This is a genomic window from Streptococcus atopicus (assembly GCF_049166725.1).
GTDB lineage: Bacteria > Bacillota > Bacilli > Lactobacillales > Streptococcaceae > Streptococcus > Streptococcus hominis.
Window position 1 is genome coordinate 218,468 of the sequence record NZ_JBMHFC010000002.1, and the last position, 26,869, is coordinate 245,336.

The window sequence follows — 26,869 nt, forward strand, 5'->3', positions numbered from 1 at the left end:
TTCATAGCGTTTATTTATATGACATCTAAAAGCTGATATTAGCCAATGTTAATGGTGAGTTTTTGATTCAGTGCAAAAGCAATCTTGCTCATGTTGAGAATTGATAGTTTACAAAGTTTGTTCAAAATCTGTTCAAAAAATTGTTTTTTTATATTCTAAAGCAAGTGATAAAACCTTGATTTCATGCGATTTCTGTTTTTTATTTTAACTTAATTTAACGTAATTTTACTGGCAGGGGACATAATGTGTCCTCAAAAGTCCTTATTGTTGAAGGGCTTTTGTGTTTTTTGAGTTCAATATTTGCTTGTTATTCTCAATAAAATGATAAATTGTAAAATATAGTGCAACAAAAAAACTCATAGTGTTTCATTGGTGTAAACTGTAAGTAACCACACAAACAGAACCCGAGGAAAAACTATGAGCTACTACCATCTTACCATAACTGACCGAATAAAGATAGAAACCTACTTGGAATTAGGTTTGAAACCTTGCCAAATTGCAAGTAAACTTGGCGTCCATAAGTCTACCATTTCAAGAGAGTTAAGACGATGCCAAAATGGTTATTCCGCAACCTCAGCACAGGAACAGTACGATCACAGGGCTAAGCAAAAAGGTCGGAAGTCTTGTTTGACACCAAAGTTGAAAAAGGAAATTGAGAACGGTTTAAAATCCTCCTGGTCGCCTGAACAGATTTGTGGCCGCTATCAGCTTGAACAAAAGCCAATGGTAGCTTTTAAAACCATCTATAACTGGCTTTATGCTGGTTTGATTGATCTGGATTTGAGCGTCCTTCGTCGTAAAGGAAAAACTCGACAACCCAAAGAAACACGTGGAAGATTTAGGATTGGTACGCCAATTTCCAAACGTCCTAAAGAGGTCCGTAATCGTGAAACTTTTGGGCACTGGGAGCTTGATACTGTGGTGTCTTCCAGAGGCAAAAGCAAGGGGTGTTTAGCGACCTTTCTAGAGCGAAAAACTCGTTTTTACTTAGCTTTCAAGATACCAGATAGAACAGCCAAAGCCATGTTTTCAGCCATCGAACAACTTTGTAGGCTATTTCCAAAAGAGGCTCTTAAAACCTTCACTTCAGACAGGGGAAAAGAGTTTGCCTGCTATCCTCTGGTAGAGAATTTAGGAATTTCCTTTTTCTTTGCGGATGCCTATTCATCCTGGCAGAGAGGAAGCAATGAAAACGCAAATGGCTTACTAAGAGAATATTTCCCAAAGAAAACAGATTTAGCCACTATCTCTGATGAAGATTTGAACAAGGCTTTATATGATATCAATCACCGACCACGAAAATGTTTAGGTTACAGAACTTCTTGTGAAGCTCTAGAGGATGAGTTCGAATAAATGTTGCACTTATTCTTGCAATTTATCAAATATAAAAGTAAACTTTGTTTTGGAAACATCTGACTGAAAGGATAAGAATATGAAGGCTTATTTTATTGGAGGACTAGGCTGCAATTGCTATTATCCCCAGGACCTTTTTAATGCACTGTCTTTTCCAGTTACTTATCTAGATATTTATGATTCTAGGTTGGAAGAGCAACTGATTTCATTACAGGCGTTGAAAGATTGGTTTATGGCACAAGTTGATATGGATGACGATATTCTTGTTAATAGCCCATTCTTTGGGAGCAGATTTAGCAGTTTATCTAACAAGTGTCTATGATAAAATTACGCATCTCGTCTTATTAGATGGTGGATACATTAATATGGATAAAATTTGCCCTTTGAATGTAGAAATTGAAGATTCTCTGAATTATCTTCAAACGAATATTTATGAGAAACTAAAGAAAGCTGTTATAACTGAGAAACAAAGCTCTGCTGTATGGTCAGAAAATTTGGAGAGGGCGGCAAAAGAAAGTTTTGTTTTTGATAAAGTTCAAAAACATTGGCATTTAAGCTTATCTAAAAAGTTAATGACTCATTTATTGACAATAAGACGGCAAGCTTTTAGAAATTTGTCCTTTTTGAAAAATAAAAATGCAATTTTGTTCATTCCAGAAATAAATAAGGAAACGCCAATTTGGAAAAAGAGGGCTATACAGACCATCCCGAACTTTCTAAACCTCATAGAAATGACTAGCTGTAGTCATTCATTGTATATAGAAAAACCGAAAGAAATAGCAGCATTACTTGAAGATAAAATGGAAATTAGGTCACTCTTTTGAGAAAAGAGACTATGCTCTTTGCCTTTTCTAGGACAAGTTTTATGAGATAATCTTCTAAACTAAATTGGAACAATCTGATTTAGTTTTTTTATATTTTGTGTGTCATTTTACTATTTTCTCTCTTTATTTTTAGTTTCTTTTAAGAAAAAATTCAGTCACTTTTAAGAAAAAGTAGATATGATAGTTCCATTCAAAAGAAAGGACGTGATGAGATGAAAAACTCAAAGTTAAATTTGTTTGTCTGATAAATTTTGGCATCAAAGGAGTTATTGTGGCAATACTCTTTGGAATGCAATCTCTGATCGCTTAAAAATAGAAAGAAGGAATTTGATAAAAATGAAACAAGAGAACACAAGGAAGAGAGAGAAGATGATCATGGTTGAAAAAAGTACCAAATGGTGGATGACTGTTGTAGCGAGCGGATCACTCGCTGTTGGTCTTCTCGGTGGGCTAGGCATTGGCTCTTTAGCAACAAATGCACTCAATCAGCAGGCAAAAGTACAGACAAGCACAACAACTCAGGCACAGAATAACCAGCAACGGGGGAACCAAAATCAAGGTGGTCCAGGAATGCCTCCAGGTGGACAACAAAACGGAAATAACCAAGGTGGTCCAAATGGAATGCCACCCCAACAAAATGGCAACCAAAGTGACAATAGTAATAGCCAAAATGGCTCAGGAAACAGTAATAACTCAAAGAAAAAAGCTCCATCAAATGCTGACGGTTCAACCAAATCAGATAAGAATAGTAGCACGACAGAAAATAATGATTCAAATACAACAAATTCTTAATATTTCAGAGGAAGTCATGATATAATAGAATCAAAACGTTAGTAGATTGATTTTCAAAAAGGTGAGGTGAGAAGAAGTCTTTACTTGTACTTGGTTCACGATTAAAGGAGTGGGCAGAACTAAACATTCAAAATGTTTAGCTCGTGATCTTATCCCCTCAAGCCTCAAAGTGCTGTTTTGAGCAATCTGCTACTGCATCGTTAGTTTAGTGCATAACGAATTTTGAAACTAGGAACTTTTGTTCCAGACTTATATTTTAGAAGGAAAAGCGTATGATTAAGATTCTATTAGTGGAAGACGACCTCGGTCTATCTAATTCAGTATTTGACTTTTTGGATGATTTTGCAGATGTCATGCAAGTTTTTGACGGTGAGGAAGGATTGTACGAGGCTGAGAGTGGCGTGTACGACCTTATATTGCTTGATTTGATGTTGCCAGAAAAAGACGGCTTCCAAGTGTTGAAAGAATTGCGTGAAAAAGGTGTCACAACTCCTGTGCTAATCATGACAGCAAAAGAAAGTTTGAATGACAAAGGACATGGTTTTGAGCTGGGTGCTGATGATTATTTGACCAAGCCATTTTATCTAGAAGAGTTGAAAATGCGGATTCAAGCTCTGTTGAAGCGTTCTGGTAAGTTTAATGAAAACACCCTTTCTTATGGTGATGTCACTGTTAATTTATCAACTAACACAACACTTGTAGACGGAAATGAAGTAGAATTGCTCGGAAAAGAATTTGACTTGCTGGTGTATTTCTTGCAAAATCAAAATGTCATTTTGCCTAAGACACAGATTTTCGATCGCTTGTGGGGATTTGATAGTGATACAACGATTTCAGTCGTAGAAGTCTATGTTTCAAAAATCCGGAAAAAATTGAAAGGGACGACCTTTGCGAACAATCTTCAAACGCTTCGCAGTGTCGGATATATTTTAAAAGATGCTGAATAAACTAAAAAAAACATGGTATGCGGATGATTTTTCTTATTTCATTCGCAATTTTGGTATTTTTACTCTCATTTTCTCAGCCATGACTTTGATTATCATTCAGGTGATGCGCTCAAGCCTTTATACAACGGTCGATAATAACTTGAAAAGTCTCAGTCAGGATTCCGCTTCTGTCATCAATTTGGCGCTCGCTCGGAGAGTGGGGCTGGAACAGAAGTCAGACAACGGAGATCCTAAAGCCGATACGGGTGACAAAGAGCTTACTGATAAACCAAATGTCAGTGCCAATACGGAAGTTATCTTATTTGATAAGAATTACAAGCCGATTATTACTAGCAATAATTTTCTGGGACTTAACAAACTTTCCTTTAATAGCAAGCAATTGGATCGCATTCGGCAAGTTCAAGTAAAAAGCAATTATGGGCGTGAAGAAACCTATCGGACGATTTTATTTAAGGTGAAATTGCCTAATTTGGAAACGAACGTTAAATACGCAGCTGTCTTTATCAATATCAGCCAATTGGAACAAACCAGTCAAAATCATGAGCAGCTGATTGTAGTTGTGATGATTAGTTTCTGGGGAATTTCTTTGATTGCAAGTGTCTATCTGGCTCGGGTTAGCGTAAAACCTTTGTTGGAGAGTATTCAAAAGCAAAAGAACTTTGTTGAAAATGCTAGTCACGAGTTGCGGACGCCTCTAGCAGTTTTGCAAAATCGCTTGGAAACCTTGTTTAGAAAACCAGAAGCCACCATTATGGAATCAAGCGAAAGTATTGCTTCTAGTTTGGATGAAGTGCGAAACATGAAAATGTTGACGACAAATCTACTCAATCTAGCACGACGCGATGACGGGATTAAACCAGAAATTGGCGATGTCGAGCCAAATTTCTTTAATACGACCTTTACCAACTATGAGATGGTTGCCGCAGAAAATGGGAAAACTTTCCGATTTGACAATAGGATTCACCGCATGATTAAAACAGACAAGACCTTGCTGAAGCAATTGATGACAATTCTGTTTGATAATGCCTTGAAATATACAGATGAAGACGGTGTAATTGAGTTGACGATTTCAGCGAATGACCGGACCCTTTTTTTGAAAGTTGCAGATAATGGTCCGGGGATTAGTACGGCAGATAAGAAAAAGATTTTTGATCGTTTTTATCGTGTTGATAAAGCACGGACTCGGCAGACAGGCGGTTTTGGTTTAGGATTGTCGCTTGCAAAGCAAATCACAGAAGCCCTTAAAGGAACTATTACTGTGAAAGATAATAAGCCGAAAGGAACCATTTTTGAGGTGAAGATTGCCATTAGAACGGACAATAGAAAGAAAAAATAAGTCAGGAATAACTTGTATCCATAGGGGGAAAGTTGTTTCGGAAGATGAGAAAAACACGAACAAAGTCAGGATTAGTTGTTGGCTATCTTGAATTGTTCGTGTTTTTATCTTGTTTAAAAGCAGAGTTGAATGGTTGAGGCTGGGATGCCAATGTTGCTTTCGTCAGCCGGGCTGACTGACTGCCTGAGTTTTAGTTTATACCGTCAGCTGAGCGGCGGACAAGACTCCCAACTTTCGGTTTGCTTTGTCGCCCTAATCGACAGAGAGAACGAATTTTGGTTTCAATCTTGCTGTGTTCTTTATTTTATTGCACAGACCAGACACTAACTGACTTTTCTGCAACTGGGAAATCTGCCCAGCCGTCTTTTTTGATTGTCACGATTGAAGAGCTGTTTCCTAAGTAATCTTTGAACTCCTTACCAGCCCAATTTTCACCAACATACATGCGTTTTGAATTTGCTTGGTCGTTACTTATGATGACAGCAATTGGTTGTCCGTTGTCTTTTCCTGAACGAGTCCAAGCGATACAATGCTCGTCATCAAAATAATCAGTCTGTTCACCATAGGCTAAGTTGAGCCGAATGTCTAACAGTTTATCTAGGACTTCTTGGAAACTTTGTTGAGCGAACTCGCCCTTGATACCATAGTAATCTCCGTAGAACACACAAGGAAGCCCAGCTTCACGAAGCAAGATAAGCGCATAAGCAACAGGTTTAAACCATTCTTCAACAGTTGATTCTAGCGCTTGTCCACGTTGTGTGTCGTGATTATCGACAAAAGTAACAGCCGATTTAGGGTGGTTTTTGACAAGCGTTTGTTCAAAAATATTTCGCAAATCATAGTCCGCCCCAGCACGGCTAGCATCAAATAAGTTGTGGTGCAGTTTGACATCTACGAGATCAAAACGATAGTCAATACTTCCTAAATAATCGTTATTTGCAGTTTCATCACCATTCCAAAACTCTCCAAAGACATAGAAATCTTCTCCATACTTCGCCATAATGTCGCGGATAAAATTTCCCATAAAGAAAGAGTCAATATGCTTAATAGCGTCCAATCTAAAGCCATGAATGCCGGTCGTTTCGATAAACCAATCTGCCCAATCATAAAGGTTTTGAATGACTTCTGGGTGCTTAAAATCAAGGTCAGCGTACATGAGATAGTCGAAATTTCCATTTTCATTGTCTACTAAGTCATCATCAGCCCAACCTTTGTTGTCCCCTTGAATGAGGTAAATCCCTGATTTATTTCGCTTAGCGTCATAATCCGTTCCTGTAAAGTGGTACCAATGCCATTCAAAATCATTGTATTTTTTATGGCGACCAGGGAATGTGAACTTGGTCCAGCCTTTTATTTCAAAAGGTTCAGAGAGGGCGACTGTACGATCATTTGGGTCAACTTCAATAACAGTAAATCTCTCTTTGTAATCTGCTGCCGCCTTGTGATTTAAAACGATATCTGCAATGGGCTCAATCCCATTTTCTTTGAGTGCTGAGATAGCCTTCAAATAGTCTTTCTTAAAGCCATACTTTGTCCGAACGGTTCCTTTTTGGTCAAATTCGCCCAAGTCAAATAAGTCATAAATGCCGTAGCCGACATCATTAGAACTAGTTGCTTTGAAAGCAGGTGGCATCCAAACCTTGCGAATGCCTTTAGAAGCTAGATGTGGAGCGTCTGTAGCCAAACGATTCCAATGTTGCCCGTCATTTGGTAGATACCATTCAAAATATTGCATTAATGTTTGATTTTTCATACGAGATACCTCTTTCTTGTCTTGTTGGCTATTATTTTAGCAAAATAATCTTTACAACGCAAACGTTTGCGTAAATTTTATAGAGTCAAAGGATGAAAAAAAGATTGAAACGATGATTGTTGAGGTATATAATAAGGCTAGTGAGCTATTTTTATAAAAAGTTGAAGGAGCCATTGATGAAAAATAGGATTCAAGATATTTTTGACAAGAGCATGGCGATTGAGAGTTTCACGCATACGAGTTCAGAAAGAAATATTGAAAATTTTCTCAATCAATATATTGGCAGTTTGCCGTATTTTCAAGAGCATTCAGATTACTTTGGCACCTATCAGATTCCGGATGATATTTATCAGCGTAATGTTAATTGGGCTTTGGTAAAACGTCATCGTGCAGATACAGTAATTTTGTTTCACCACCATGATACGGTGGATATTGAGGATTTTGGAAATTTAAAGGAATTTGCTTTTGATAATGTTGCTTTGAAAAAGGCTTTAGCGAGTGCTTCACTGGGTCAAGATGTGTTAGACGATATAGCTGCTAACGAATGGCAGTTTGGCCGTGGGTCATGTGATATGAAAGCTGCATTGGCTTTGCAATTGGGAGTGGTAGCAGAATATGCGAGCAAAGCAGAAGGAGAAGTGAATCTTCTTTATTTATCAGTTGGAGATGAGGAATCTTATTCTCAGGGAATGCGTGCTGCTGTAGGTTTGCTTGCTAATCTGAAAAAGAAATTTCATCTGAATTATATTTTGGCGATTGATTCAGAACCATTTGAAAGTCCTTCAGCTCAAGAAAAAGTATTGCATGTTGGAACAGTTGGGAAAATGATGCCTGTCGTGGTGACGCAGGGTATTCTATCCCACATGAAAGAACCTCTCAAGGGTATCAATGCTGTTTCACTCCTCGCAAAAGTAGTGGAAAAAATTGACCTTAATCCCCTCTTGTCGGATTCGATTTATGGAGAGCAGGCTCCTTTGCCTTCGTGGTCTTATATGCGTGATTTGAAGGAAAATTATGATGTGTCAACGGTTTTAAGAGCAGCAGGTTATTTTAGTGTTCTTTATTTAGATAAAAGTCCGAAAGAGCTGATGGCGACGATTCAACATCTTTGTCAAGAAGCTGTTGATGAATTTTATGAGCGTTATCAGGCTTTGCAGGTGATTTATAAAGAGGATAAAAAAGTAACAAAACCTCGTGTATTGACTTATGAAGAATTAATCCAGTTATGTCAAAAGAAGGCTGGATTTGAAGAATTTATGCACAAGGTAAACCAATTTGCTTATAAAGCATTTCAAGCGGGCTCAAGCTATCAAGAAATAACCATTGCAGCTGTTCAAAAGGTGTTAGATTTCTATGATAAAAAGGAAGCATTTATTGTGCTGGCTATCGCACCACCTTATTATCCTTCCATGAATTGTCGGCATCTGAAAAATAGCGTGGTTGATATTGAAAAACTCATTGCATTTTATAGGGATTACTTGGTTGAACAAGGAGCTAGTCGTTTAAAAGTCGAAGAATTTTTTATGGGAATCTGTGACATTAGTTACTGTGCTTTAGAAAAATCTGTTAAAGAGTATCAGAAAATTATCGAGAGTATGGCTGTTCCTGAACATTTATATTCGATTGATTTTGAGAAAATTCAGGACATCAATGTTCCTGGCATCAATCTAGGACCCTGGGGAAAAGATTTACATCAGTTGACGGAACGCGTCTATGAAAAGGATATGTTGGAGACGATTCCTCAATTTCTGTTATATTTGCTAGAACATATTGACTGTATTAAAAAATAAAAAAAACAAGAGCTATCTTCTTAACTGAATTGAATATAGCTCTTGTCTTTTATGAAAATTGCTCTAAAAAGTTATCTAGTTCTTTTTGGTTATGAAGAACTATAAATTTGTAGGGATACATTTTTTGAAGTTTCTTATATCGTTTCCGAATGTTAGCAGTTCGTCCGTCATGTAAGATCCAGCGGATAAATTCCCAGTCAAATTTTTCAGGACAGCCTTGTGCCATGCTGTCTCTGACCTCACCTCTGTTCTTGGAATAACGCTTTACAGCCCGTAAAAGACAATCCCAAGGCGAGAAATTTAAAAAAATAATTTGGTCTGCTTGCTCCATTCTCTCTTCATAGCAGCAGGAGCTGTAGTTTCCGTCTATTACCCAGCTTTTTCTGGCTTCTAAAAAATCCTTAACTTGCTCTTGCATCCAGTTGCGGTCACTCATTTCCCAATTGGGTAGAAATTGTAGCGTGTCTAAATGAAGCAGTGAGATGTCATAATGTTTTGCTAAATATTTAGCAAGTGTAGACTTTCCAGAGCCGGAGTAGCCGATAATTGCGATTTTCATATAGAGCCTTTCTTACCGATGCAACAAAAAAAGCTCCTTTGAGCTCTTTTTACGTTATGCAGATTATTTTGCAAGTTTGCTAGCAAGGCGTGCTTTGTCGCGGCTCGCTTTGTTTTTGTGAATCAAACCTTTAGTTTCTGCTTTATCGATAGCTGAGCTTGCAGCGCGGAAAAGTTCTTCAGAAGGGTTTGCTTCAAATGCTTTAATTGCAGAACGCATAGCTGATTTTTGAGCTGAGTTTTTTTCGTTTTGTTTAACGTTTAATTCAGCGCGTTTGATAGCTGATTTAATATTTGCCAATGTTTTCACCTCCAATGATATACTAACTATCTAATTATATATGAAAAGTTGAGATTTGACAAGCTTTTTTATTTTTTTAAGTAAATTTCATCAATCTCATGATTTTCTGTTTTATGAAGAATAATTTCAGCTCGGTTGCGTGTGGGTTCGATATAATCTTGCAAATTCACAAGGTTAATCGACTTCCAGACATTTTGAGCGAATTCCATAACTTTACTTTCTGGCTGAGAAGTGAAAGGATGATAATAGTTATTTGGATCTTCTTTTGCTAAAGTGAGCAATTTTTTAAAGCGGTCCAGATACCAAGTTTCGATATTCTCAACTTCTGCATCCACGTAAATCGAAAAATCAAAGAAATCCGTCATATAGAGGCGTTCATTTTGTGGATTTTGGAAAACGTTGATACCCTCAACAATGACAAAATCTGTAGCTGTAACAGATTGTTTTTTATCAGGAACAATATCATAAATTTCATGTGAATAAACGGGAATCTGATAGTCTTGTCCATTTTTGATGTTGTCAAGGAAATCAAGTAGCAACTCCATGTTATAACTTTCTGGAAATCCTTTGCGCTTGAGGAGATTTTGCTCTTCCAAATGAGCATTAGGATAAAGAAATCCATCTGTTGTTACCAATTCAACAGTTGCATTTGAAAATGTCCGAGATAAAAGTATTTGCAACAGCCTACTAGTAGTAGATTTTCCAACAGCGACACTTCCAGAAACACCAATGATGAACGGTTGCCGCTTGCTTGCTTTCTGTAAAAAAATCCCTTTTGAGAATGCCAAATCCTCTTTTGAACGCTTGTAAATCTGAATAAGATTGGTTAAAGGGAGATAAACGTCTGTTACATCTTGAAGGCTAATCTTATCATTGAAACTTTTGATAGAATTCAATTCTTTTTGCGTCAAAGGCGGGGTTGTTTTACGATGCAGATTTTGCCAAGTTTTTCGACTAATTTTTTCAAAATGGATAAATTCGTTATTCATAGAGGACTCCTATTAATATGACCATTAGTATATCATAATTTTAAACAAATTGTAAACGGTTTACAAATAAAAGGTCTTTATGTTAAAATAGTTTTATGACTAAAATGTATTTCGCAGAAAATCCAGATGCAGAGCATGATATTCACGAATTGAAGGTTCAGCTTCTGGGTCAAAAGATGACTTTCTTGACTGATGCAGGAGTCTTTAGTAAGAAAATGATTGATTATGGCAGTCAAGCTCTTTTAAAGTGTCTTGATTTTCATAAGCAAGAAAGCGTATTAGATGTTGGTTGTGGCTATGGAACATTGGGACTGACTTTGGTCAAAGCTAAAGAAGTCGAAGCGACGCTTGTTGATATAAATCAGCGTGCTCTTGATTTGGCGCGTCAAAATGCCGAGCGTAATCAAGTTCTAGCTACGATTTTTCAATCTAATATTTATCAAAATGTAGAAGGGAGATTTCATCATATTATCAGCAATCCACCGATTCGAGCTGGGAAACAGATTGTTCATGAGGTGATTACAGGAAGTTATACGCACTTACTAGACGGTGGGGATTTAACCATTGTTATTCAAAAAAAACAAGGTGCTCCAAGTGCCAAAGCCAAGATGGAAGAAGTTTTTGGAAACTGCGAAATTCTAAAAAAAGATAAGGGATATTATATCCTTAGAAGTAGGAAGGAAATATGAGAGCAGTTGATGTTATTCAGAAAAAGCGAGACGGCTTAGAATTAACCAGCGATGAAATCAAGTGGTTAATTGAAGGTTATGTTGCTGGAACTGTGCCAGATTATCAAATGTCAGCTTTTGCAATGGCAGTGTATTTTAAAGGCATGACCACTCGTGAAATATCTGATTTGACCATGACCATGGTAGGGACAGGTCAGCAAATTGATTTGTCAGCTATATCTGGCGTTAAGGTTGATAAGCATTCAACCGGAGGCGTAGGAGACAAGGTAACGCTTGTACTGGTGCCTTTGGTAGCTAGTTTTGGAATCCCTGTTGCTAAAATGAGCGGTCGTGGACTCGGTCACACAGGGGGAACGCTTGATAAATTAGAATCCATTAAAGGATTTCAAATTGAGCGCAGCCAAGAAGAATTTATTAAGCAAGTACAGGATATTGGACTATCCGTCATTGGTCAGTCTGATCAGTTGGTGAAGGCAGACAAGTTGTTGTATGCTTTGCGTGATGTGACAGCGACTGTTGATACTATTCCTTTAATCGCAAGTTCTGTTATGAGTAAGAAAATCGCAGCTGGTGCAGATAGTATTTTACTAGATGTGACAGTTGGTGGAGGCGCATTTATGAAGAATTTGGATGATGCGTGTGCTCTAGCTCGCACTATGGTTGATTTAGGAAAGGCAGTTGGGCGTAGAACAACTGCTGTTATCACCGATATGAGCCAACCTTTAGGAACCAGTATTGGTAATCGTTTGGAAATTCTGGAAGCTTTGGATATTTTGCAAGGAAAAGGTCGGGAAGATGTGACTGAATTTATTTGTGAATTAGGTCAAATCATGCTCGGCTTAGCAAATGTCGAAAAAACTGTAGACGAGGTTCGAGAACATCTATTTAATGGTTCAGCTCTTCAAAAATTTGAAGCCATGGTTGCAGCGCAAGGTGGCGATTTAGAAGATTTGTACCGCCCTTCTTCAGCAAAATACGTTGTAGAAGTAACTGCAGATGAAGCTGGTTATATTTCTGAATTGCCAGCGATGGAATTTGGTTTATTTGCTATGCGACTGGGTGCTGGCCGAGCTGTGAAAACGGACGCCTTAGACTTTGAAACAGGAATTGTTTTTGAAAAGAAAGTCGGAGAATCAGTAGAAATTGGTGAAATTGTCGCAAAAGTTTATGCAAATGAAAAAATTTCACAAGAACTAGTTACAGAATTCAAAAAAAATGTTAAAATAAGTAATGAGCCGAAAAAAGTTCAAGAGATTATTGAAGTAATCGCTTAACTTACAGGAGAACCGAAAATGAAGTTAAATAAATACATCGATCATACGCTTTTGAAACCAGATGCTCAACAAGAGCAAATTGAAAAATTGATTGAAGAAGCAAGAGAATATGATTTTGCAAGTGTTTGTGTCAATCCAACTTGGGTCAGCTTTGCAGCAGAAGGATTACGAGATACAGATATTAAAGTTTGTACCGTTATTGGATTCCCACTGGGAGCAAATACGCCTGCTGTGAAAGCATTTGAAGCAAGAGATGCTATCAAGAATGGTGCAGACGAAGTGGATATGGTGATCAACATTGGTGCTTTGAAATCACAAAATCTTGTTTTGGTAGAAGAAGATATTGCAGCAGTAGTAGAAGCAAGTGGTGATACACTTGTAAAAGTAATTATTGAAGCGTGCTTATTGACAGATGAAGAAAAAGTTGTAGCGTGTCAATTGGCTAAAGCAGCTGGTGCAGACTTTGTGAAAACCTCAACTGGATTTTCAACTGGAGGCGCTACTGTTCATGATGTGGCGTTGATGAGAAAAACAGTTGGTCCAGATATGGGAGTCAAAGCTTCAGGTGGAGCCCGTTCGTATGAAGATGTAGTTGCGTTTATTGAAGCTGGCGCAACGCGTATCGGAGCTTCTTCTGGTGTAGCCATTATGAAAGGAGAAAAAGCTAGTGGCGACTACTGAGTTGATTGATCTAGCGATTGAGACAAGTAAAAAAGCTTACGTTCCTTATTCTCATTTTCCAATTGGAGCCGTACTAGTAGCTAAAAATGGTCAGATTTTTACAGGCGTAAACATTGAAAATGCTAGTTTTGGTTTGACAAATTGTGGAGAACGTACAGCTATTTTTAAAGCTATTTCAGAAGGCGTTACGGAGTTTGAGGAACTAATCGTTTATGGTGAAACCCAAAAACCCGTTTCTCCGTGTGGAGCTTGTCGTCAAGTAATGGCAGAATTTTTTTCTCAGGATTTAAAGGTGACACTTGTTGCCAAAGATAAATCGACGGTCGTGATGACGGTCAAGGAATTACTTCCATATTCTTTTACTAACTTAGACTAGTTGGTAAAAACGGTCAGTTGACCATAGTTAATCTTGCAACGTTTGTTGCACATCTTATTTAGGAGGTTCAGAGATGAACAAGAAACAATGGCTAGGCCTTGGTCTAGTAGCTGTCGCAGCAATTGGACTTGCTGCATGTGGTAACCGTGCATCTAAATCAGATAATAAAGATGCAAAGACGGATTTGAAAGCTGCAATTGTTACAGATACAGGTGGTGTAGATGATAAATCATTTAACCAATCTGCTTGGGAAGGTTTGCAAGCTTGGGGTAAAGAAAATGGATTGACAAAAGACCATGGCTTTACTTACTTCCAATCTACAAACGAATCTGAATACGCTACAAACCTTGAGCAAGCTGCTTCTAGCAATTACAAATTAGTATTTGGTATTGGATTTGCTCTTCGTAATGCAGTAGAATCTGCTGCAAAGGATCACTCTGATATTAACTATGTTATTATTGATGATGAAATTAAAGGTCAAAAGAATGTAGCTTCTGCACTCTTTGCAGATAACGAAGCTGCTTACCTTGCTGGTGTGGCTGCAGCCAAAACAACTAAAACAAAAATGATTGGTTTTGTTGGTGGTATCAAAGGTGCTGTATTAACTCGTTTTGAAAAAGGTTTTGAAGCAGGTGTGAAATCTGTTGATCCTTCTATTAAGATTGATGTGAAATACGCTGAAAGCTTTGGAGATGCTTCTAAAGGGAAGACAATTGCAGCAGCTCAATATGCAGCTGGTGCAGACGTTGTTTATCAAGTAGCCGGTGGTACTGGTGCTGGTGTATTCAACGAAGCAAAATCTATCAACGAAACTAGAAATGAATCTGACAAAGTTTGGGTTATCGGTGTTGACCGCGACCAAAACGATGAAGGTAAATACAAATCTAAAGACGGCAAAGAATCTAACTTTGTTTTGGCATCTAGCTTGAAAAAAGTTGGTGGTACTGTAAAAGATATTGCTAACAAAACAGCAAAAGATAAATTCCCAGGAGGAAAAACTACAACTTACGGTCTGAAAGACGGTGGGGTAGATTTGACAACTAAGAACTTATCAGATGATGCTAAAAAAGCTGTTGAAGATGCAAAAGCAAAAATCCTTGACGGAAGTATTAAAGTTCCTACAGAATAAATAATAACCTGATACTCAAGAAGCGACCTTCGTGGGTCGCTTTTTTGAGATTGAGACAGCTTTTGTCTCAGTAAAGCTGGCTAATCTTTTAGTGAGTTTTACTGAAATAAAATAATTTCTGAAAGGAATCAATCATATGGCACATGAGAATGTCATTGAAATGCACGAAATAACCAAGATTTTTGGTGAATTTGTCGCAAATGATAAAATCAACTTAAATCTAAGACGCGGTGAAATTCATGCACTTTTAGGAGAAAACGGAGCGGGCAAGTCCACTCTGATGAATATGTTGGCTGGCTTGCTTGAGCCAACAAGTGGTGAGATTACTGTGAATGGAAAATCAGTGACAATTGATTCTCCATCGAAATCAGCATCTTTAGGAATTGGAATGGTTCACCAGCATTTCATGCTGGTAGAGGCTTTTACGGTTGCTGAAAATATCATTTTGGGTAGTGAAACGACCAAAAATGGTGTTTTAGATATTCGAAAGGCAATCAAAGACATCAAGGAACTATCCGAAAAATATGGTTTAGCTGTGGATCCGACTGCAAAAGTTGAAGATATTTCAGTCGGTGCGCAACAACGTGTTGAAATCTTGAAAACATTGTATCGTGGCGCAGATATCTTGATTTTTGACGAACCAACAGCAGTATTAACTCCTTCAGAAATTGAAGAACTAGAACATATCATGAAAAATCTAGTTAAGGAAGGAAAATCCATCATTTTGATTACGCACAAATTGGATGAAATCCGTGCTGTTTCTGATCGTGTCACTGTCATCCGTCGCGGTAAGAGTATTCAAACCGTTGAGATTGGTGGCGCAACGAATAAAGATCTTGCTGAAATGATGGTGGGACGTTCGGTATCCTTTACAACGGAAAAAGAAGCTTCAAATCCAAAAGAAGTTGTTCTATCTATTAAGGATTTGGTTGTGAATGAGAATCGTGGTGTGCCTGCTGTTAAAAATTTATCTTTGGATGTACGAGCTGGTGAAATTGTCGGAATTGCTGGGATTGATGGCAATGGACAAAGCGAGCTAGTTCAAGCAATCACAGGTCTTCGAAAGGTGAAATCAGGTAGCATTACCATTAAGGGTAAAGAAGTCGTTGGCTTATCTCCGCGGAAAATTACCGAAATGCAAGTTAGTCATGTGCCAGAAGACCGTCATCGTGATGGCTTGGTTTTAGATATGATGTTATCTGAGAATATGGCTCTGCAAACTTATTACAAGGAGCCATTAAGCAAAAATGGAATTTTGAATTACAATAATATCACTTCTTATGCACGAAAGTTAATGGATGAATTTGATGTTCGGGCTGCAAGTGAAAGTGTTCCAGCATCTGCTCTTTCAGGAGGAAATCAACAAAAAGCCATTATTGCTCGTGAAATCGATCGTAATCCAGATCTTTTAATCGTTAGTCAACCAACTCGTGGACTTGATGTTGGGGCGATTGAATATATTCACAAACGTTTGATTGAAGAGCGCGATAAGGGGAAAGCAGTACTTGTTGTCAGCTTTGAATTGGATGAAATTTTGAATGTTTCAGACCGTATCGCTGTTATCCATGATGGTAAGATTCAAGGTATTGTTACCCCAGCAGAAACAAATAAACAAGAGTTGGGTATCTTGATGGCTGGTGGTGAAATTAAGAAGGGAGATTCAAATGACTAAGAAAACACAGCAAATTGCGGTGCCTTTGATTTCCGTTGTTCTTGGAATTTTACTCGGTGCCATTATCATGTGGATTTTTGGCTATGATGCTATCTGGGGTTATGAAGAGCTGTTCAAAGCTGCTTTTGGGACTATCCGCAGTATTGGTGAAATTTTCCGTGCAATGGGTCCACTTATTTTAATTGCTCTTGGGTTTGCAGTAGCAAGTCGGGCTGGATTCTTTAATGTCGGCTTGCCAGGGCAAGCTTTAGCTGGTTGGATTTTGAGTGGCTGGTTTGCACTTTCATTTCCTAATCTTCCTCGTCCAATTATGATTCTTGCTACAGTTATCATTGCAGCAGTAGCTGGTGGGATTATCGGTGCTATTCCTGGTATTCTTCGTGCTTATTTGGGAACGAGTGAAGTTATCGTTACGATTATGATGAACTACATCGTTCTTTATGTTGGAAATGCAATGATTCATAGTTTCCCAAAAAGTGTTATGCAAAGTATTGACTCAAGTGTTAAGGTTGGAGCTAATGCAACCTATCAAACAGAATGGTTACGAGCGTTGACAAACAATTCACGGATGAACATCGGAATCTTCTTTGCAATCATTGCAGTTGTTCTTATCTGGTTTATGTTGAAAAAAACAACACTTGGCTTTGAAATCCGCTCTGTCGGACTAAACCCAAATGCGAGTGAATATGCAGGGATGTCTGCTAAAAGAACAATTATCCTTTCAATGATTATCTCAGGTGCTCTTGCCGGTGTCGGAGGTGTTGTTGAAGGACTTGGAACTTTCCAAAATGTCTATGTACAAGGAAGTTCCCTAGCTGTCGGTTTTAATGGTATGGCCGTTAGCTTGCTGGCAAATAATTCACCAATTGGTATTCTCTTTGCAGCATTCTTATTTGCCGTGCTTCAAGTCGGAGCTCCAGGTATGAACACCGCAACGATTCCAGCGGAATTGGTCAATATTGTAACAGCATCAATTATTTTCTTTGTAAGTATTCATTACATCATTGAACACTTTATCAAACCAAGAAAACAAGCGAAAGTAAAGGGAGAAAAATAAGATGAATTTTGTAACAATGTTAAGTCTGTTAGTTTCCTCTATGCTGATTTATGCAGCACCTTTAATCTTTACTAGTATCGGTGGTGCCTTCTCAGAGCATGCTGGGATTGTCAATGTCGGACTTGAAGGTATTATGGTTATGGGAGCTTTCTCAGGAGTTGTCTTTAACCTTACTTTTGTGAATACCTTTGGAAGTTTAACGCCTTGGTTAGCACTTTTAGTCGGTGGTATTGTGGGACTAATTTTCTCACTCATTCATGCTGTAGCAACTATCAATTTCCGTGCGGACCATGTTGTTAGTGGTACAGTGCTCAATTTGATGGCGCCTGCGTTAGCGATTTTCTTGGTAAAAGCTTTCTATAATAAAGGGCAAACAGATAATATTCAAGTATCATTTGGTAAATTTAATTTTCCACTATTATCAGATATTCCAGTCATTGGAGATATCTTCTTTAAACATACCAGCTTAATGGGGTATATTGCAGTTGCATTTGCTTTCCTAGCATGGTTCATTATGTTTAAGACGAAATTTGGGCTTCGTTTGCGCTCCGTAGGGGAACACCCACAAGCGGCAGACACCCTCGGTATCAATGTTTATCTCATGCGTTATTACGGTGTGATGATTTCAGGTTTTCTTGGCGGTGTTGGTGGAGCGATTTATGCACAATCTATTTCCGTAAACTTCGCTGCTACAACCATTATCGGACCAGGATTCATCTCACTGGCTGCTATGATTTTTGGTAAATGGAATCCAATTGGCGCTATGCTTTCAAGTTTATTCTTTGGACTATCTCAAAGTTTGGCCGTTATCGGAAGTCAATTACCATTCCTATCACATGTACCAGCTGTGTACCTACAAATTGCACCTTATGTATTGACTATTGTTGTGTTGGCAGCATTCTTCGGAAAAGCTGTTGCACCAAAAGCAGATGGTGTCAATTATATTAAATCAAAATAAACTATTGCAAAAAGCCAAGTTACTTTTCAAAGTAGCCTGGCTTTTTTGATAAAAAAACAATCATTCTGCTAAGAAGAGCGACTTAGAGAATGATTGTTTTTAAAATGTTTTACATAAAATAGACAATAGCAAGATATTGAAGTGCAGAAGCAGCTAGGATAAAGAGGTGCCAAATCATGTGGAAATATGGTTTTTTCTTAGCATAAAATCCTGCACCAACAGTATAACAGAGTCCTCCAGCTAACATCAATCCCCAGAAAATAGGTCCCGTTTGACCAATGATTTGCGGAATGATCAGAATCACTAACCAGCCCATAATAAGATAAAGTGCCAAGCTAAATTTTTCATTAACTTTTTTAGCAAATATTTTATACAAAATACCAAAAATGGTCGTTCCCCATTGAATTGCGATAATAAGATAACCCAACCAATTGTTCATAAGAGATAGTACGACTGGCGTATAACTTCCCGCAATAGCAATGTAAATCATTGAATGATCGATGATCCGTAGAATATACTTATGCGTAGAACCATAGCTCATTGAATGGTAAATCGTTGAAGAAAGAAACATCAGAAATAAACTGATGACAAAAATTGAAACTCCGACAGCGGTAAGCATACCATGTTCTTCATAGCTGTAAATAGCTGAGATAGGAAGCAGTACTAACATAACCACAGCCCCAACAGCGTGAGTGACAGCATTGGCAATTTCTTCCCCGAAGCTGAGTTGTTTGCTGAGTTTAAGCGTTTGATTCATTTGTTTTACCTCCGTCTAAGGCTAGAGCTAATTTTTTTGTTTGATGAAATAATTTCACCGTTTGGCAAGCTGCTTCAATAGCAGGTGCGACTGTGTCAGCTTTTTCTTCTTGCATGCAATTAACGAATTCATTATAAAGAGTGGCCGAATCTTTTCCGTCTACCAGAAGTTGAATCGTCTTGATAATATCTGGTATTGGAAAGACAGGTTTTAACGTCGTCAGTACAATCAGACGAGCAATCTGTACACGATTGTATTTTTTCTTAATTGGCTTTGGAATGTGGGCGTGTTTCACATAATTATTGACCATAGCAGCTGTTAAAGGCTTATCTGTGCTATGAAATGCTTGTTCGTTGACACCATTCACATAGAGGAGAACCTGGTCAAGATAAAGATCTAACTCTGGTAGTTCTTCCCAAGTTGGGAATTTTGTGATTTTCAAAATATCCACCTCTTTATAATCTAGTCTTAATAACTAGATTATATAATAATAAATGTCTTGTGTCAAGAGAAAAATCATTTGTTCTGCAAAATAACTTTTGATACAATAAGATTATGAAAATTTTAATTCCAACTGCAAAGGAAATGAATCTTAGCCTTAAACCTCATGGCAAGTGTTTCCTTTCAGAGCAAACAAAAATAATTGTAGCTAGTCTATCACAGTATTCTATTGAAGAATTAGCAGATTTCTATCATATTAGTCTGGAACGTGCAGAAGAAGAGTATATTCATCTTCAACAATTAAAAAATGGGCAAGCTCTTACTTACCCAGCTTTGCATTTATTTGATGGTCTTATGTATCGAAACATCAAAAGAAGTCACTTAACGGAGCAAGAGTTGAGGTATGTAGACAAGCATTTGTTCATCACTTCTAGTCTATATGGTGTTATACCAGTTATGGCGTTGATTTCACCTCATCGCTTGGATTTTTTAGTAAAATGTACTATTTCTGGCAAAAGCTTGAAAAATTATTGGCGCAATGATTATGACGCAGCTATTTCAGATGAGGAAATGATTTTGTCTCTGTTATCAAGTGAGTTTGAGACGGTGTTTTCCAAATCTGTGCGCGATAAGATGCTTCGGTTTAAATTTTTAGAAGATAGAGAAGGAAGTTTGAAAGTTCACTCAACTATTTCTAAAAAAGCTCGTGGTCAATTTTTAACAGCTTTAATTGAAAGCCAAGTAAAAAGCAAAGAAGAAATCAAACAATTGCAATTTGCAGGCTTTGCTTTCCGAGAGGATTTGTCTACGATAAATACCTATGTCTTTGTTAAGGAGAATAAATAAAAACGGAATGATGTAAAAATATCATTCCGTTTTGGGTTGTTTTTAGTCAATAGCTGCCAATAATGCTTCAGCTTGAGCTGCGAGTTCAGCTTGTTTTTCTTCGGAAACTGTCAGTTGACCTGTTCCCCAGGCTTCTGGGTTTACAGCAACACCAGTAAATGGTTCAACAACTTTCATGCGAATAAATGGAAGAAGGCTGCGATAATGTTTGAAAACTTCATCTGGAGAAGTTCCATTGGCTACTGAGGAAACTGTTACAAGTTTTTCATTAAGAGCAGAAGGCCCTGATGGGTTTGAAAGGTCAAGTGCACGTGATAGCCAATCTAAGAGATTTTTAACAACTCCTGGAATTGCCCAGTTATAGGTTGGTGAGAAGAGCCAGATAGCATCAGCAGCGAGAATTTCTTCACGAGCTTTGGCAACAGCCGCGGGAGCTGGGCTTTCAATATCCTGGTTGAAAAATGGAACATCTTTGAAATCAAGATAAGAAACTTCAGCTTTGTCAGCAAGAATGTTTTCAGCCTGAGAAGCTAACTGATGGTTGAATGAGCCTTGGCGAAGAGACCCGACGATAAATAGTACTTTTTTAGACATATAAGTCACTCTCCTTTTCTTTTGTACCTTTTTATGTTACAACGAATATCACTAGTTAGCAAGAAATTAGCTCAAATCTTTAAATTTCTTTAAAATTCGAATCAAATCTTCTTTATCTTGCTCTGTTAAAATCCTTAATCCTTGCTGGATATTTTGAATATGCTCTGGAAGAACCGCTTCAATTTTACTACGTCCTTCTGGTGTCAATCCGACTAAAAAAGAACGTCGATCAGATGGGTCACAGGTACGAAAAATCCAACCGTCCCGTATCATATTTTTGATGACAACGGTCATATTTCCAGATGTCGCAAGCATTTTATCAATTAAGTCTTGAATGCGTAAGTTCCCTTTGCTATAAAGGGTTTCTAAGACTGAAAATTGAGTTGGAGTCAATTTGTGTTGCTTTGCCGCTTGATTTTCAAAAGGTCGAATCGTGCGAATAGCTTTATTTAAAACAATCATTGTTTTTAAATCAAGACGATTTTCTTGAAAAAGTTTTGTTAGTTTGTCCATATCTGTATTTTATCAATAAGTAGTAATAAAATCAAATTTTAGAAAAAGATAGAAAAAAGTCCTTATTTATAGTATAATGGACGAGTGAAAAATAGAAGAAAAAATGATAGAAATTTCATTATTTGGCAATATATTATCGGAAGTGTGATAGTTTTGGCCGTTCTCACTTTTTCTTACCTTTACATTTTAAATCTATCTATGGATCCTTACCAATCAGCTAAGGTAACGGCTAGTAGAATTGCTCGTCAATATGCAGATTTGGATAAAGTGGATCGCTTTGCTATTTATAACGGTGAAAAAAGTTATTACAGTCTTTTGGGGAAAAATCGTAAAAAGACGCAGCTTGCTGTTTTGATAGAAGCAGATAGTGATAAAATCTATACTTATGAGTTGTCCAAAGGGATTAGTCAAGAAAAAGCAAAACAAATCGCTAAAGAGAGTGGTGCCAAACAAATTGATAAAGTGACATTTGGCTATGTAAAAGAGCAACCAATCTGGGAAGTCAAGTCTGGAACAACTTATTATAATGTTGGATTTGAAACAGGAACATTGCTCAGCAAGGAGGGACTATGAGATTATCAAATCGTGTTTTAAATATGGAAGAAAGTGTAACTTTAGCAGCAGCGGCGCGCGCAAAAGCTTTAAAAGCACAAGGTCGTGATATCCTTTCGCTGACTTTGGGAGAGCCAGATTTTCCAACTCCGAAGAATATTCAAGATGCTGCTATCTCTGCAATAAAAGACGGTAGAGCTAGCTTTTATACGGTTACCAGTGGTCTGCCTGAATTAAAGGAAGCAATTGTAGCATATTTTGCAAAATACTATGGTTATACGATTAAACCAAATCAAGTGACCGTTGCAACGGGTGCAAAGTTCTCCCTTTATACCTTTTTTATGAGTGTCATCAATCCAGGTGATGAAGCGATTATTCCGGCACCGTGCTGGGTTAGTTATGGCGACCAGATTAAGATGGCAGAAGGGATACCAGTTTTTGTTCAAGCGACGGAAGCCAATCATTTCAAAGTGACCGTTGGGCAATTAGAGGCTGCTCGGACAGAGAAAACGAAAGTTTTGGTGCTCAATTCTCCCTCCAATCCAACGGGAATGATTTATACTGATGAGGAGTTATTAGCGATAGGTAATTGGGCGGTAGAGCATGATATTCTCATTTTGGCAGATGATATTTATGGCCGCTTGGTTTACAATGGAAATGAATTTACACCGATTTCAAGCTTATCTGAAGCTATTCGCAAGCAGACAATTGTTATCAATGGTGTATCTAAGTCGTATTCGATGACTGGTTGGAGGCTGGGTTATGCTGTTGGAGAACCAAAAATCATTGCAGCGATGAGTAAAGTGGCTGGACAAACGACTTCTAATCCAACCGCTGCTTCCCAATATGCGGCGATTGAATCTCTAAAGGGCCCTCAAGACACTGTTGAAATCATGCGTCAGGCTTTTGAAGAACGTCTCAATACCATTTATCCTTTGCTTGCAGAAGTTCCTGGCTTTGAAGTGGTGAAACCACAAGGAGCGTTTTACCTCTTTCCAAATGTTAAAAAAGCAATGGAGCTGAAAGGCTATTCAGATGTGACAGAGTTTACAACAGCTATTCTAGAAGAAGTAGGTGTCGCTCTTGTAACGGGTGCTGGCTTTGGTGCGCCAGAGAATGTTCGCCTGAGCTATGCGACGGATATGGATACCTTGAAAGAGGCCGTTCATCGTATCAAGGCGTTTATGGAGGGTTAAAAAATGATCGATCATTTTACCCTTAAGGTAAAGAATTTAGAAATTTCTAAAGCTTTCTATCAAGCCACTTTAACTCCTTTAAATTATCACCTTCAATTTGATACGGGGCAAGTCGTTAATTTCACAGAACCGCGAGATGTGGATCCAGGTGGTGATTTTTGGCTAAATGTTGGTCAACAAGAGTCGATGCATTTTGCCTTTAGTGCTCAAACTTGTCAAGAAGTAGATGCTTTCTATCAAGCAGCTTTGGCTGCTGGAAGAAAGGATAATGGTGCACCTGGCGAACGTAAAAATACTATGCGGCCTTTGTGATAGACCCAGACGGGAACAACATTGAGGCTGTTTATCATAAAAAATAAAATAGAAAAGAGAAAAAACGTGTCAACAAAATATACTTCAATTATGGATGTTAAAAATCATGTCGGAGAAGAAGTGACGATTGGTGCTTGGGTTGCCAATAAATCAGGAAAAGGAAAGATTGCTTTTTTGCAATTACGAGATGGGACAGCTTTTTTTCAAGCTGTGGCTTTCAAGCCAAATTTCCTTGAAAAATTTGGTGAAGAAGAGGGTTTGAATAAATTTAATATCATCAAACACTTGAACCAAGAAACAGCTGTTTTAGTAAAAGGAATCGTCAAAGAAGATGAGCGCTCAAAATTTGGATATGAATTAGACGTGACGGATATTGAAATCGTTGGAGAGTCTAATGATTATCCTATCACACCAAAAGAGCACGGAACAGACTTTTTGATGGATCATCGTCACTTATGGCTGCGTTCACGCAAGCAAATGGCAATTATGCAGATTCGCAACGCGATTATCTATGCTTCCTATGAATTTTTTGACCGCAATGGCTTTATCAAATTTGATAGTCCGATTTTATCGGGAAATGCAGCAGAAGATTCCACAGAGCTTTTTGAAACAGATTATTTTGGAACTCCTGCCTTTCTAAGTCAATCTGGGCAACTTTACTTAGAAGCAGGTGCTATGGCACTTGGTCGTGTATTTGACTTTGGCCCTGTTTTCCGTGCCGAAAAATCTAAAACACGTCGTCATTTGACAGAATTCTGGATGATGGATGCAGAATATCCATTTGTTACTCATGATGAGTCGCTTGATCTTCAGGAGGCTTATGTGAAGGCTTTGATTCAAGGAGTTTTGGATCGTGCACCACATGCGCTTGAAGTGTTGGAACGTGATACTGATCTTCTTAAAAAATACGTAGCAGAACCCTTCAAACGTATTTCTTACGATGAAGTAATTGACCTCTTACAAGAACACGAAAATGATGAAGATGCAGAGTATGAGCATATCGAACGAGGTGATGATTTCGGCTCACCTCACGAAACTTGGATTTCAAACTATTTTGGTGTGCCAACGTTCGTTGTGAACTACCCTGCTAGCTTTAAGGCTTTCTACATGAAACCTGTTCCTGGTAACGAAGAACGTGTGCTTTGTGCAGACCTTTTAGCACCAGAGGGTTATGGAGAAATCATTGGTGGATCAGCTCGTGAAGAAAGCTATGAAAAATTATTAGCGAAGATTGAAGAAAATGGTCTGAACTCTGATGACTATGCTTTCTATCTAGATCTTCGTAAATATGGTTCAGTTCCTCATGCTGGATTTGGACTTGGTTTGGAGAGGATGGTGACATTTGTTGCAGGAACGAAACACATTCGTGAAGCCATTCCATTCCCACGTATGCTCCACAGAATTGAACCTTAGGAAATGTGAGAGTGGGATAGAAATCAATCATTCGAAGAATTTGATTTTTCAGCAAGTCCTAGTTTCTAGTTGCTGACCTAAAACAGTCCACTGGACTGTTTTACTTCCACCTCTGTACAAGTTGGTTAGGATAGCCGTTATCACCAGTATAACAAGGGATAAGGATATCCAACCAACCACTGCGTTTTGCAAGCCGAACTATAAAATGCATGAGGTTGGGAGCTTATGTCCCAACCTCTTTAAAATTGAAATATTATGAAAAATGAATAAGTTAGAAAACTGAACGGAAAGTTCGGTTTCTTCTTAGTAAAGGAAAAAGTATGTTTAGGAGAAGTTACAAAAGAAATATTCCTCTTATGGCAGGAGTGGAATTCTTAGGATTTTTAGGTATTACGAGTTTTTGGGTTTTATTCCTCAGTCAAAATGGTATGTCTTTACTGCAAATTGGGCTGTTAGAGAGTATTTTTCATGCAACAGGCATTGTTTTTGAAATTCCGTCAGGCATGTTGGCAGATCGATTTTCTTATAAGACCAATCTGTACGTAAGCCGCTTGACTAGCATTTTATCATCTATTTTAATGTTGACAGGGCAAGGGAATTTTTGGATATATGCAATGGCAATGATAATCAATGCTTTATCTTATAACTTTGATTCAGGAACGAGCTCTGCACTGTTATATGACTCTGCTGTAGAAGCTGGTTTAAAAGACCGTTATTTGAAAATATCAAGTTTGATGTCAGGTGTTTCTGAGGCAGCAATCTCTTTAGGAACGGTACTAGCGGGGTTATTTGTACATGGATATTTGTATATTCCCTATTATATCATGATTGCGGTTTCTATTATTGTTTTAATTCTGATTTGGTTGATAAAAGAACCGACAATGAAAAAGAAAAATGACGAAGTGGTCACGATGAAGAAAATAATCCTGACGGTAAAAGAAGAGATGAAAAATAATCCCAGTCTTTTTACATGGATGATGATTTTTCAATTTGTTGGAACAATAATGTGCATGTTTTACTTTTACTATCAAAAGCAATTGCCAGACTTGGCAGGATGGCAGATTTCGACAGTTATGTTGATTGGTAGCGTCTTAAATATTTTGGCAGTTTCTCTTGCCAGTAAGATTGGGAAAACATGGCATTCTTTTCGGATTTTTCCAGTAGTTGTCAGCTTAACAGGAGCAGCTTATGTACTGTCATTTTTGGGAACACCATTTATGTATATACTTGTTTATTTGACGACAAATGCTCTGTATGCCATGTACCAACCGATTTTTTACAATGATTTGCAACAGTATTTACCAAGTTCAGCCAGAGCGACCATGTTAAGTGTTGCTTCAATGATGTTCAGTTTAAGCATGATTATCATTTTTCCGATTGTTGGTTGGCTGATTGACAGTTTTGGCTTTGATCAGACTTTTATTGGATTAGGGCTAGTTCTTATCTTACTAACGCCGCTTTTAGTGATTGTTTTTCAAATGATTCGTAAACAATTGAAATCAATCAAAAATTAGCCCATTATTTAATATCTACAGAAGTGATTTATATCTAATTTTTAATGAATACAATCAGTTGTTGCTGCTTATGATAAAGACAGCAAATATAAGGAAAATTATATAACCCGTGGTGCTAGTTAAACTCAAAATAGCTCAAATTATAAGCCAATAGGATTTGTTCAATCCTCAACTGTAGTCCAGCTACTCCTCTGGCGAAGGTGTATTCCATATCAAAGAGAGCACATAACTCAGAAAAGCGCGTTTCAATGG

The 26,869-nt window shown here is 37.9% G+C and carries 27 protein-coding genes and 2 pseudogenes; 20 read left to right on the forward strand and 9 right to left on the reverse strand.

Going from position 1 to position 26,869, the window contains the following annotated elements; genetic code table 11:
* Nucleotides 1-417: 417 nt before the first annotated feature.
* From ACOMA9_RS02435 to ACOMA9_RS02455, 5 genes are all read left to right on the forward strand, one after another.
* Nucleotides 418-1,353: an IS30 family transposase gene (locus ACOMA9_RS02435; RefSeq protein ID WP_421424550.1), complete on the forward strand. Its 936-nt coding sequence runs from the start codon at nt 418-420 to the stop codon at nt 1,351-1,353.
* A gap of 281 nt (nt 1,354-1,634) precedes the next feature.
* A complete protein-coding gene (locus ACOMA9_RS02440) occupies nt 1,635-2,177 on the forward strand; it encodes an alpha/beta hydrolase (protein WP_421424551.1) in 543 nt (180 codons plus the stop codon).
* A 336-nt stretch (nt 2,178-2,513) separates the two neighbouring features.
* Entirely contained in the window at nt 2,514-2,969 is a 456-nt protein-coding gene (locus tag ACOMA9_RS02445; RefSeq protein WP_151380325.1) for a hypothetical protein, read from the forward strand.
* Between the two features lie 272 nt (nt 2,970-3,241).
* On the forward strand, nt 3,242-3,916 hold the full coding sequence (locus tag ACOMA9_RS02450) for a response regulator transcription factor (protein ID WP_003024352.1): 675 nt from the start codon (nt 3,242-3,244) through the stop codon (nt 3,914-3,916).
* Nucleotides 3,906-5,252 (forward strand): sensor histidine kinase, encoded by a 1,347-nt coding sequence (locus ACOMA9_RS02455; protein ID WP_151380324.1) that lies wholly within the window; start codon nt 3,906-3,908, stop codon nt 5,250-5,252. The genes ACOMA9_RS02450 and ACOMA9_RS02455 overlap by 11 nt, the downstream gene beginning before the upstream one ends.
* A 304-nt stretch (nt 5,253-5,556) precedes the next feature.
* Here ACOMA9_RS02455 and ACOMA9_RS02460 read toward each other — a convergent pair whose 3' ends face one another.
* Nucleotides 5,557-7,005 carry an alpha-amylase gene (locus ACOMA9_RS02460; RefSeq protein WP_151380323.1) on the reverse strand — a complete coding sequence of 483 codons (1,449 nt, stop codon included), beginning with the start codon at nt 7,003-7,005 and terminating at the stop codon, nt 5,557-5,559.
* A gap of 176 nt (nt 7,006-7,181) precedes the next feature.
* On the opposite strand from ACOMA9_RS02460, the gene ACOMA9_RS02465 reads away from it, so the two are divergent.
* Entirely contained in the window at nt 7,182-8,795 is a 1,614-nt protein-coding gene (locus ACOMA9_RS02465) for a M20/M25/M40 family metallo-hydrolase (protein WP_421424555.1), read from the forward strand.
* Nucleotides 8,796-8,844: 49 nt separating this feature from the next.
* On the opposite strand, the gene ACOMA9_RS02470 is transcribed toward ACOMA9_RS02465, so the two are convergent.
* The 3 genes from ACOMA9_RS02470 to coaA all read right to left on the reverse strand — a co-directional run bounded on the left by ACOMA9_RS02470 (nt 8,845) and on the right by coaA (nt 10,643).
* The gene (locus ACOMA9_RS02470) at nt 8,845-9,354 is read right to left on the reverse strand and encodes a DNA topology modulation protein (protein ID WP_151380321.1); all 510 of its coding nucleotides are present in this window, start codon (nt 9,352-9,354) and stop codon (nt 8,845-8,847) included.
* A gap of 63 nt (nt 9,355-9,417) precedes the next feature.
* The gene (rpsT, locus tag ACOMA9_RS02475; RefSeq protein ID WP_020999623.1) at nt 9,418-9,669 is read right to left on the reverse strand and encodes a 30S ribosomal protein S20; all 252 of its coding nucleotides are present in this window, start codon (nt 9,667-9,669) and stop codon (nt 9,418-9,420) included.
* A gap of 53 nt (nt 9,670-9,722) precedes the next feature.
* Complete coding sequence (gene coaA / locus ACOMA9_RS02480; protein WP_049533158.1) at nt 9,723-10,643, reverse strand: type I pantothenate kinase; 921 nt, start codon at nt 10,641-10,643, stop codon at nt 9,723-9,725.
* A 95-nt stretch (nt 10,644-10,738) separates the two neighbouring features.
* On the opposite strand from coaA, the gene ACOMA9_RS02485 reads away from it, so the two are divergent.
* The 8 genes from ACOMA9_RS02485 to ACOMA9_RS02520 all read left to right on the forward strand — a co-directional run bounded on the left by ACOMA9_RS02485 (nt 10,739) and on the right by ACOMA9_RS02520 (nt 18,479).
* The gene (locus ACOMA9_RS02485; RefSeq protein WP_049533157.1) at nt 10,739-11,332 is read left to right on the forward strand and encodes a class I SAM-dependent methyltransferase; all 594 of its coding nucleotides are present in this window, start codon (nt 10,739-10,741) and stop codon (nt 11,330-11,332) included.
* The gene (locus ACOMA9_RS02490; protein WP_151380318.1) at nt 11,329-12,606 is read left to right on the forward strand and encodes a pyrimidine-nucleoside phosphorylase; all 1,278 of its coding nucleotides are present in this window, start codon (nt 11,329-11,331) and stop codon (nt 12,604-12,606) included. The genes ACOMA9_RS02485 and ACOMA9_RS02490 overlap by 4 nt, the downstream gene beginning before the upstream one ends.
* A gap of 18 nt (nt 12,607-12,624) precedes the next feature.
* Nucleotides 12,625-13,287 carry a deoxyribose-phosphate aldolase gene (deoC, locus tag ACOMA9_RS02495; RefSeq protein ID WP_126467007.1) on the forward strand — a complete coding sequence of 221 codons (663 nt, stop codon included), beginning with the start codon at nt 12,625-12,627 and terminating at the stop codon, nt 13,285-13,287.
* Complete coding sequence (locus tag ACOMA9_RS02500; RefSeq protein ID WP_126467005.1) at nt 13,274-13,663, forward strand: cytidine deaminase; 390 nt, start codon at nt 13,274-13,276, stop codon at nt 13,661-13,663. The genes deoC and ACOMA9_RS02500 overlap by 14 nt, the downstream gene beginning before the upstream one ends.
* 73 nt (nt 13,664-13,736) lie before the next feature.
* Nucleotides 13,737-14,792, forward strand: a complete 1,056-nt coding sequence (locus ACOMA9_RS02505; RefSeq protein ID WP_003024369.1) for a BMP family lipoprotein — start codon at nt 13,737-13,739, stop codon at nt 14,790-14,792.
* A gap of 136 nt (nt 14,793-14,928) precedes the next feature.
* Nucleotides 14,929-16,464 (forward strand): ABC transporter ATP-binding protein, encoded by a 1,536-nt coding sequence (locus tag ACOMA9_RS02510; protein ID WP_003024370.1) that lies wholly within the window; start codon nt 14,929-14,931, stop codon nt 16,462-16,464.
* Nucleotides 16,457-17,521 (forward strand): ABC transporter permease, encoded by a 1,065-nt coding sequence (locus tag ACOMA9_RS02515; RefSeq protein WP_421424559.1) that lies wholly within the window; start codon nt 16,457-16,459, stop codon nt 17,519-17,521. Before ACOMA9_RS02510 ends, ACOMA9_RS02515 begins: the two co-directional genes overlap by 8 nt.
* A 1-nt stretch (nt 17,522) precedes the next feature.
* Complete coding sequence (locus tag ACOMA9_RS02520) at nt 17,523-18,479, forward strand: ABC transporter permease (RefSeq protein WP_003024372.1); 957 nt, start codon at nt 17,523-17,525, stop codon at nt 18,477-18,479.
* 109 nt (nt 18,480-18,588) lie between these two features.
* Here ACOMA9_RS02520 and trhA read toward each other — a convergent pair whose 3' ends face one another.
* Both trhA and ACOMA9_RS02530 read right to left on the reverse strand, forming a co-directional pair.
* Nucleotides 18,589-19,236 (reverse strand): PAQR family membrane homeostasis protein TrhA, encoded by a 648-nt coding sequence (gene trhA, locus ACOMA9_RS02525; protein WP_421424562.1) that lies wholly within the window; start codon nt 19,234-19,236, stop codon nt 18,589-18,591.
* Nucleotides 19,220-19,678 (reverse strand): DUF1836 domain-containing protein, encoded by a 459-nt coding sequence (locus tag ACOMA9_RS02530; protein WP_330945410.1) that lies wholly within the window; start codon nt 19,676-19,678, stop codon nt 19,220-19,222. Before ACOMA9_RS02530 ends, trhA begins: the two co-directional genes overlap by 17 nt.
* 113 nt (nt 19,679-19,791) lie before the next feature.
* Here ACOMA9_RS02530 and yaaA point away from each other — a divergent pair, with 113 nt between their 5' ends.
* Nucleotides 19,792-20,523, forward strand: coding sequence for a peroxide stress protein YaaA (gene yaaA / locus ACOMA9_RS02535; protein WP_330945411.1), 732 nt, complete (start codon nt 19,792-19,794; stop codon nt 20,521-20,523).
* A 42-nt stretch (nt 20,524-20,565) separates the two neighbouring features.
* On the opposite strand, the gene ACOMA9_RS02540 is transcribed toward yaaA, so the two are convergent.
* Nucleotides 20,566-21,117 (reverse strand): NADPH-dependent FMN reductase, encoded by a 552-nt coding sequence (locus ACOMA9_RS02540; RefSeq protein WP_003041996.1) that lies wholly within the window; start codon nt 21,115-21,117, stop codon nt 20,566-20,568.
* Nucleotides 21,118-21,183: 66 nt separating this feature from the next.
* On the reverse strand, nt 21,184-21,630 hold the full coding sequence (locus ACOMA9_RS02545) for a MarR family winged helix-turn-helix transcriptional regulator (protein WP_057489674.1): 447 nt from the start codon (nt 21,628-21,630) through the stop codon (nt 21,184-21,186).
* Nucleotides 21,631-21,714: 84 nt separating this feature from the next.
* Here ACOMA9_RS02545 and ACOMA9_RS02550 point away from each other — a divergent pair, with 84 nt between their 5' ends.
* From ACOMA9_RS02550 to ACOMA9_RS02570, 5 genes and pseudogenes are all read left to right on the forward strand, one after another.
* Nucleotides 21,715-22,203 carry a cell wall elongation regulator TseB-like domain-containing protein gene (locus ACOMA9_RS02550; protein ID WP_106083375.1) on the forward strand — a complete coding sequence of 163 codons (489 nt, stop codon included), beginning with the start codon at nt 21,715-21,717 and terminating at the stop codon, nt 22,201-22,203.
* Nucleotides 22,200-23,378, forward strand: coding sequence for a pyridoxal phosphate-dependent aminotransferase (locus ACOMA9_RS02555; protein ID WP_151380314.1), 1,179 nt, complete (start codon nt 22,200-22,202; stop codon nt 23,376-23,378). The genes ACOMA9_RS02550 and ACOMA9_RS02555 overlap by 4 nt, the downstream gene beginning before the upstream one ends.
* Before the next feature lie 3 nt (nt 23,379-23,381).
* Nucleotides 23,382-23,737, forward strand: a pseudogene (locus tag ACOMA9_RS02560) (VOC family protein).
* Between the two features lie 19 nt (nt 23,738-23,756).
* Nucleotides 23,757-25,103: an asparagine--tRNA ligase gene (gene asnS / locus ACOMA9_RS02565; protein WP_204972432.1), complete on the forward strand. Its 1,347-nt coding sequence runs from the start codon at nt 23,757-23,759 to the stop codon at nt 25,101-25,103.
* A 320-nt stretch (nt 25,104-25,423) separates the two neighbouring features.
* Nucleotides 25,424-26,617, forward strand: a complete 1,194-nt coding sequence (locus ACOMA9_RS02570) for an MFS transporter (RefSeq protein WP_330945412.1) — start codon at nt 25,424-25,426, stop codon at nt 26,615-26,617.
* Nucleotides 26,618-26,732: 115 nt separating this feature from the next.
* Here ACOMA9_RS02570 and ACOMA9_RS02575 read toward each other — a convergent pair.
* Nucleotides 26,733-26,869: pseudogene (locus ACOMA9_RS02575) on the reverse strand (IS982 family transposase); the annotation flags it as partial.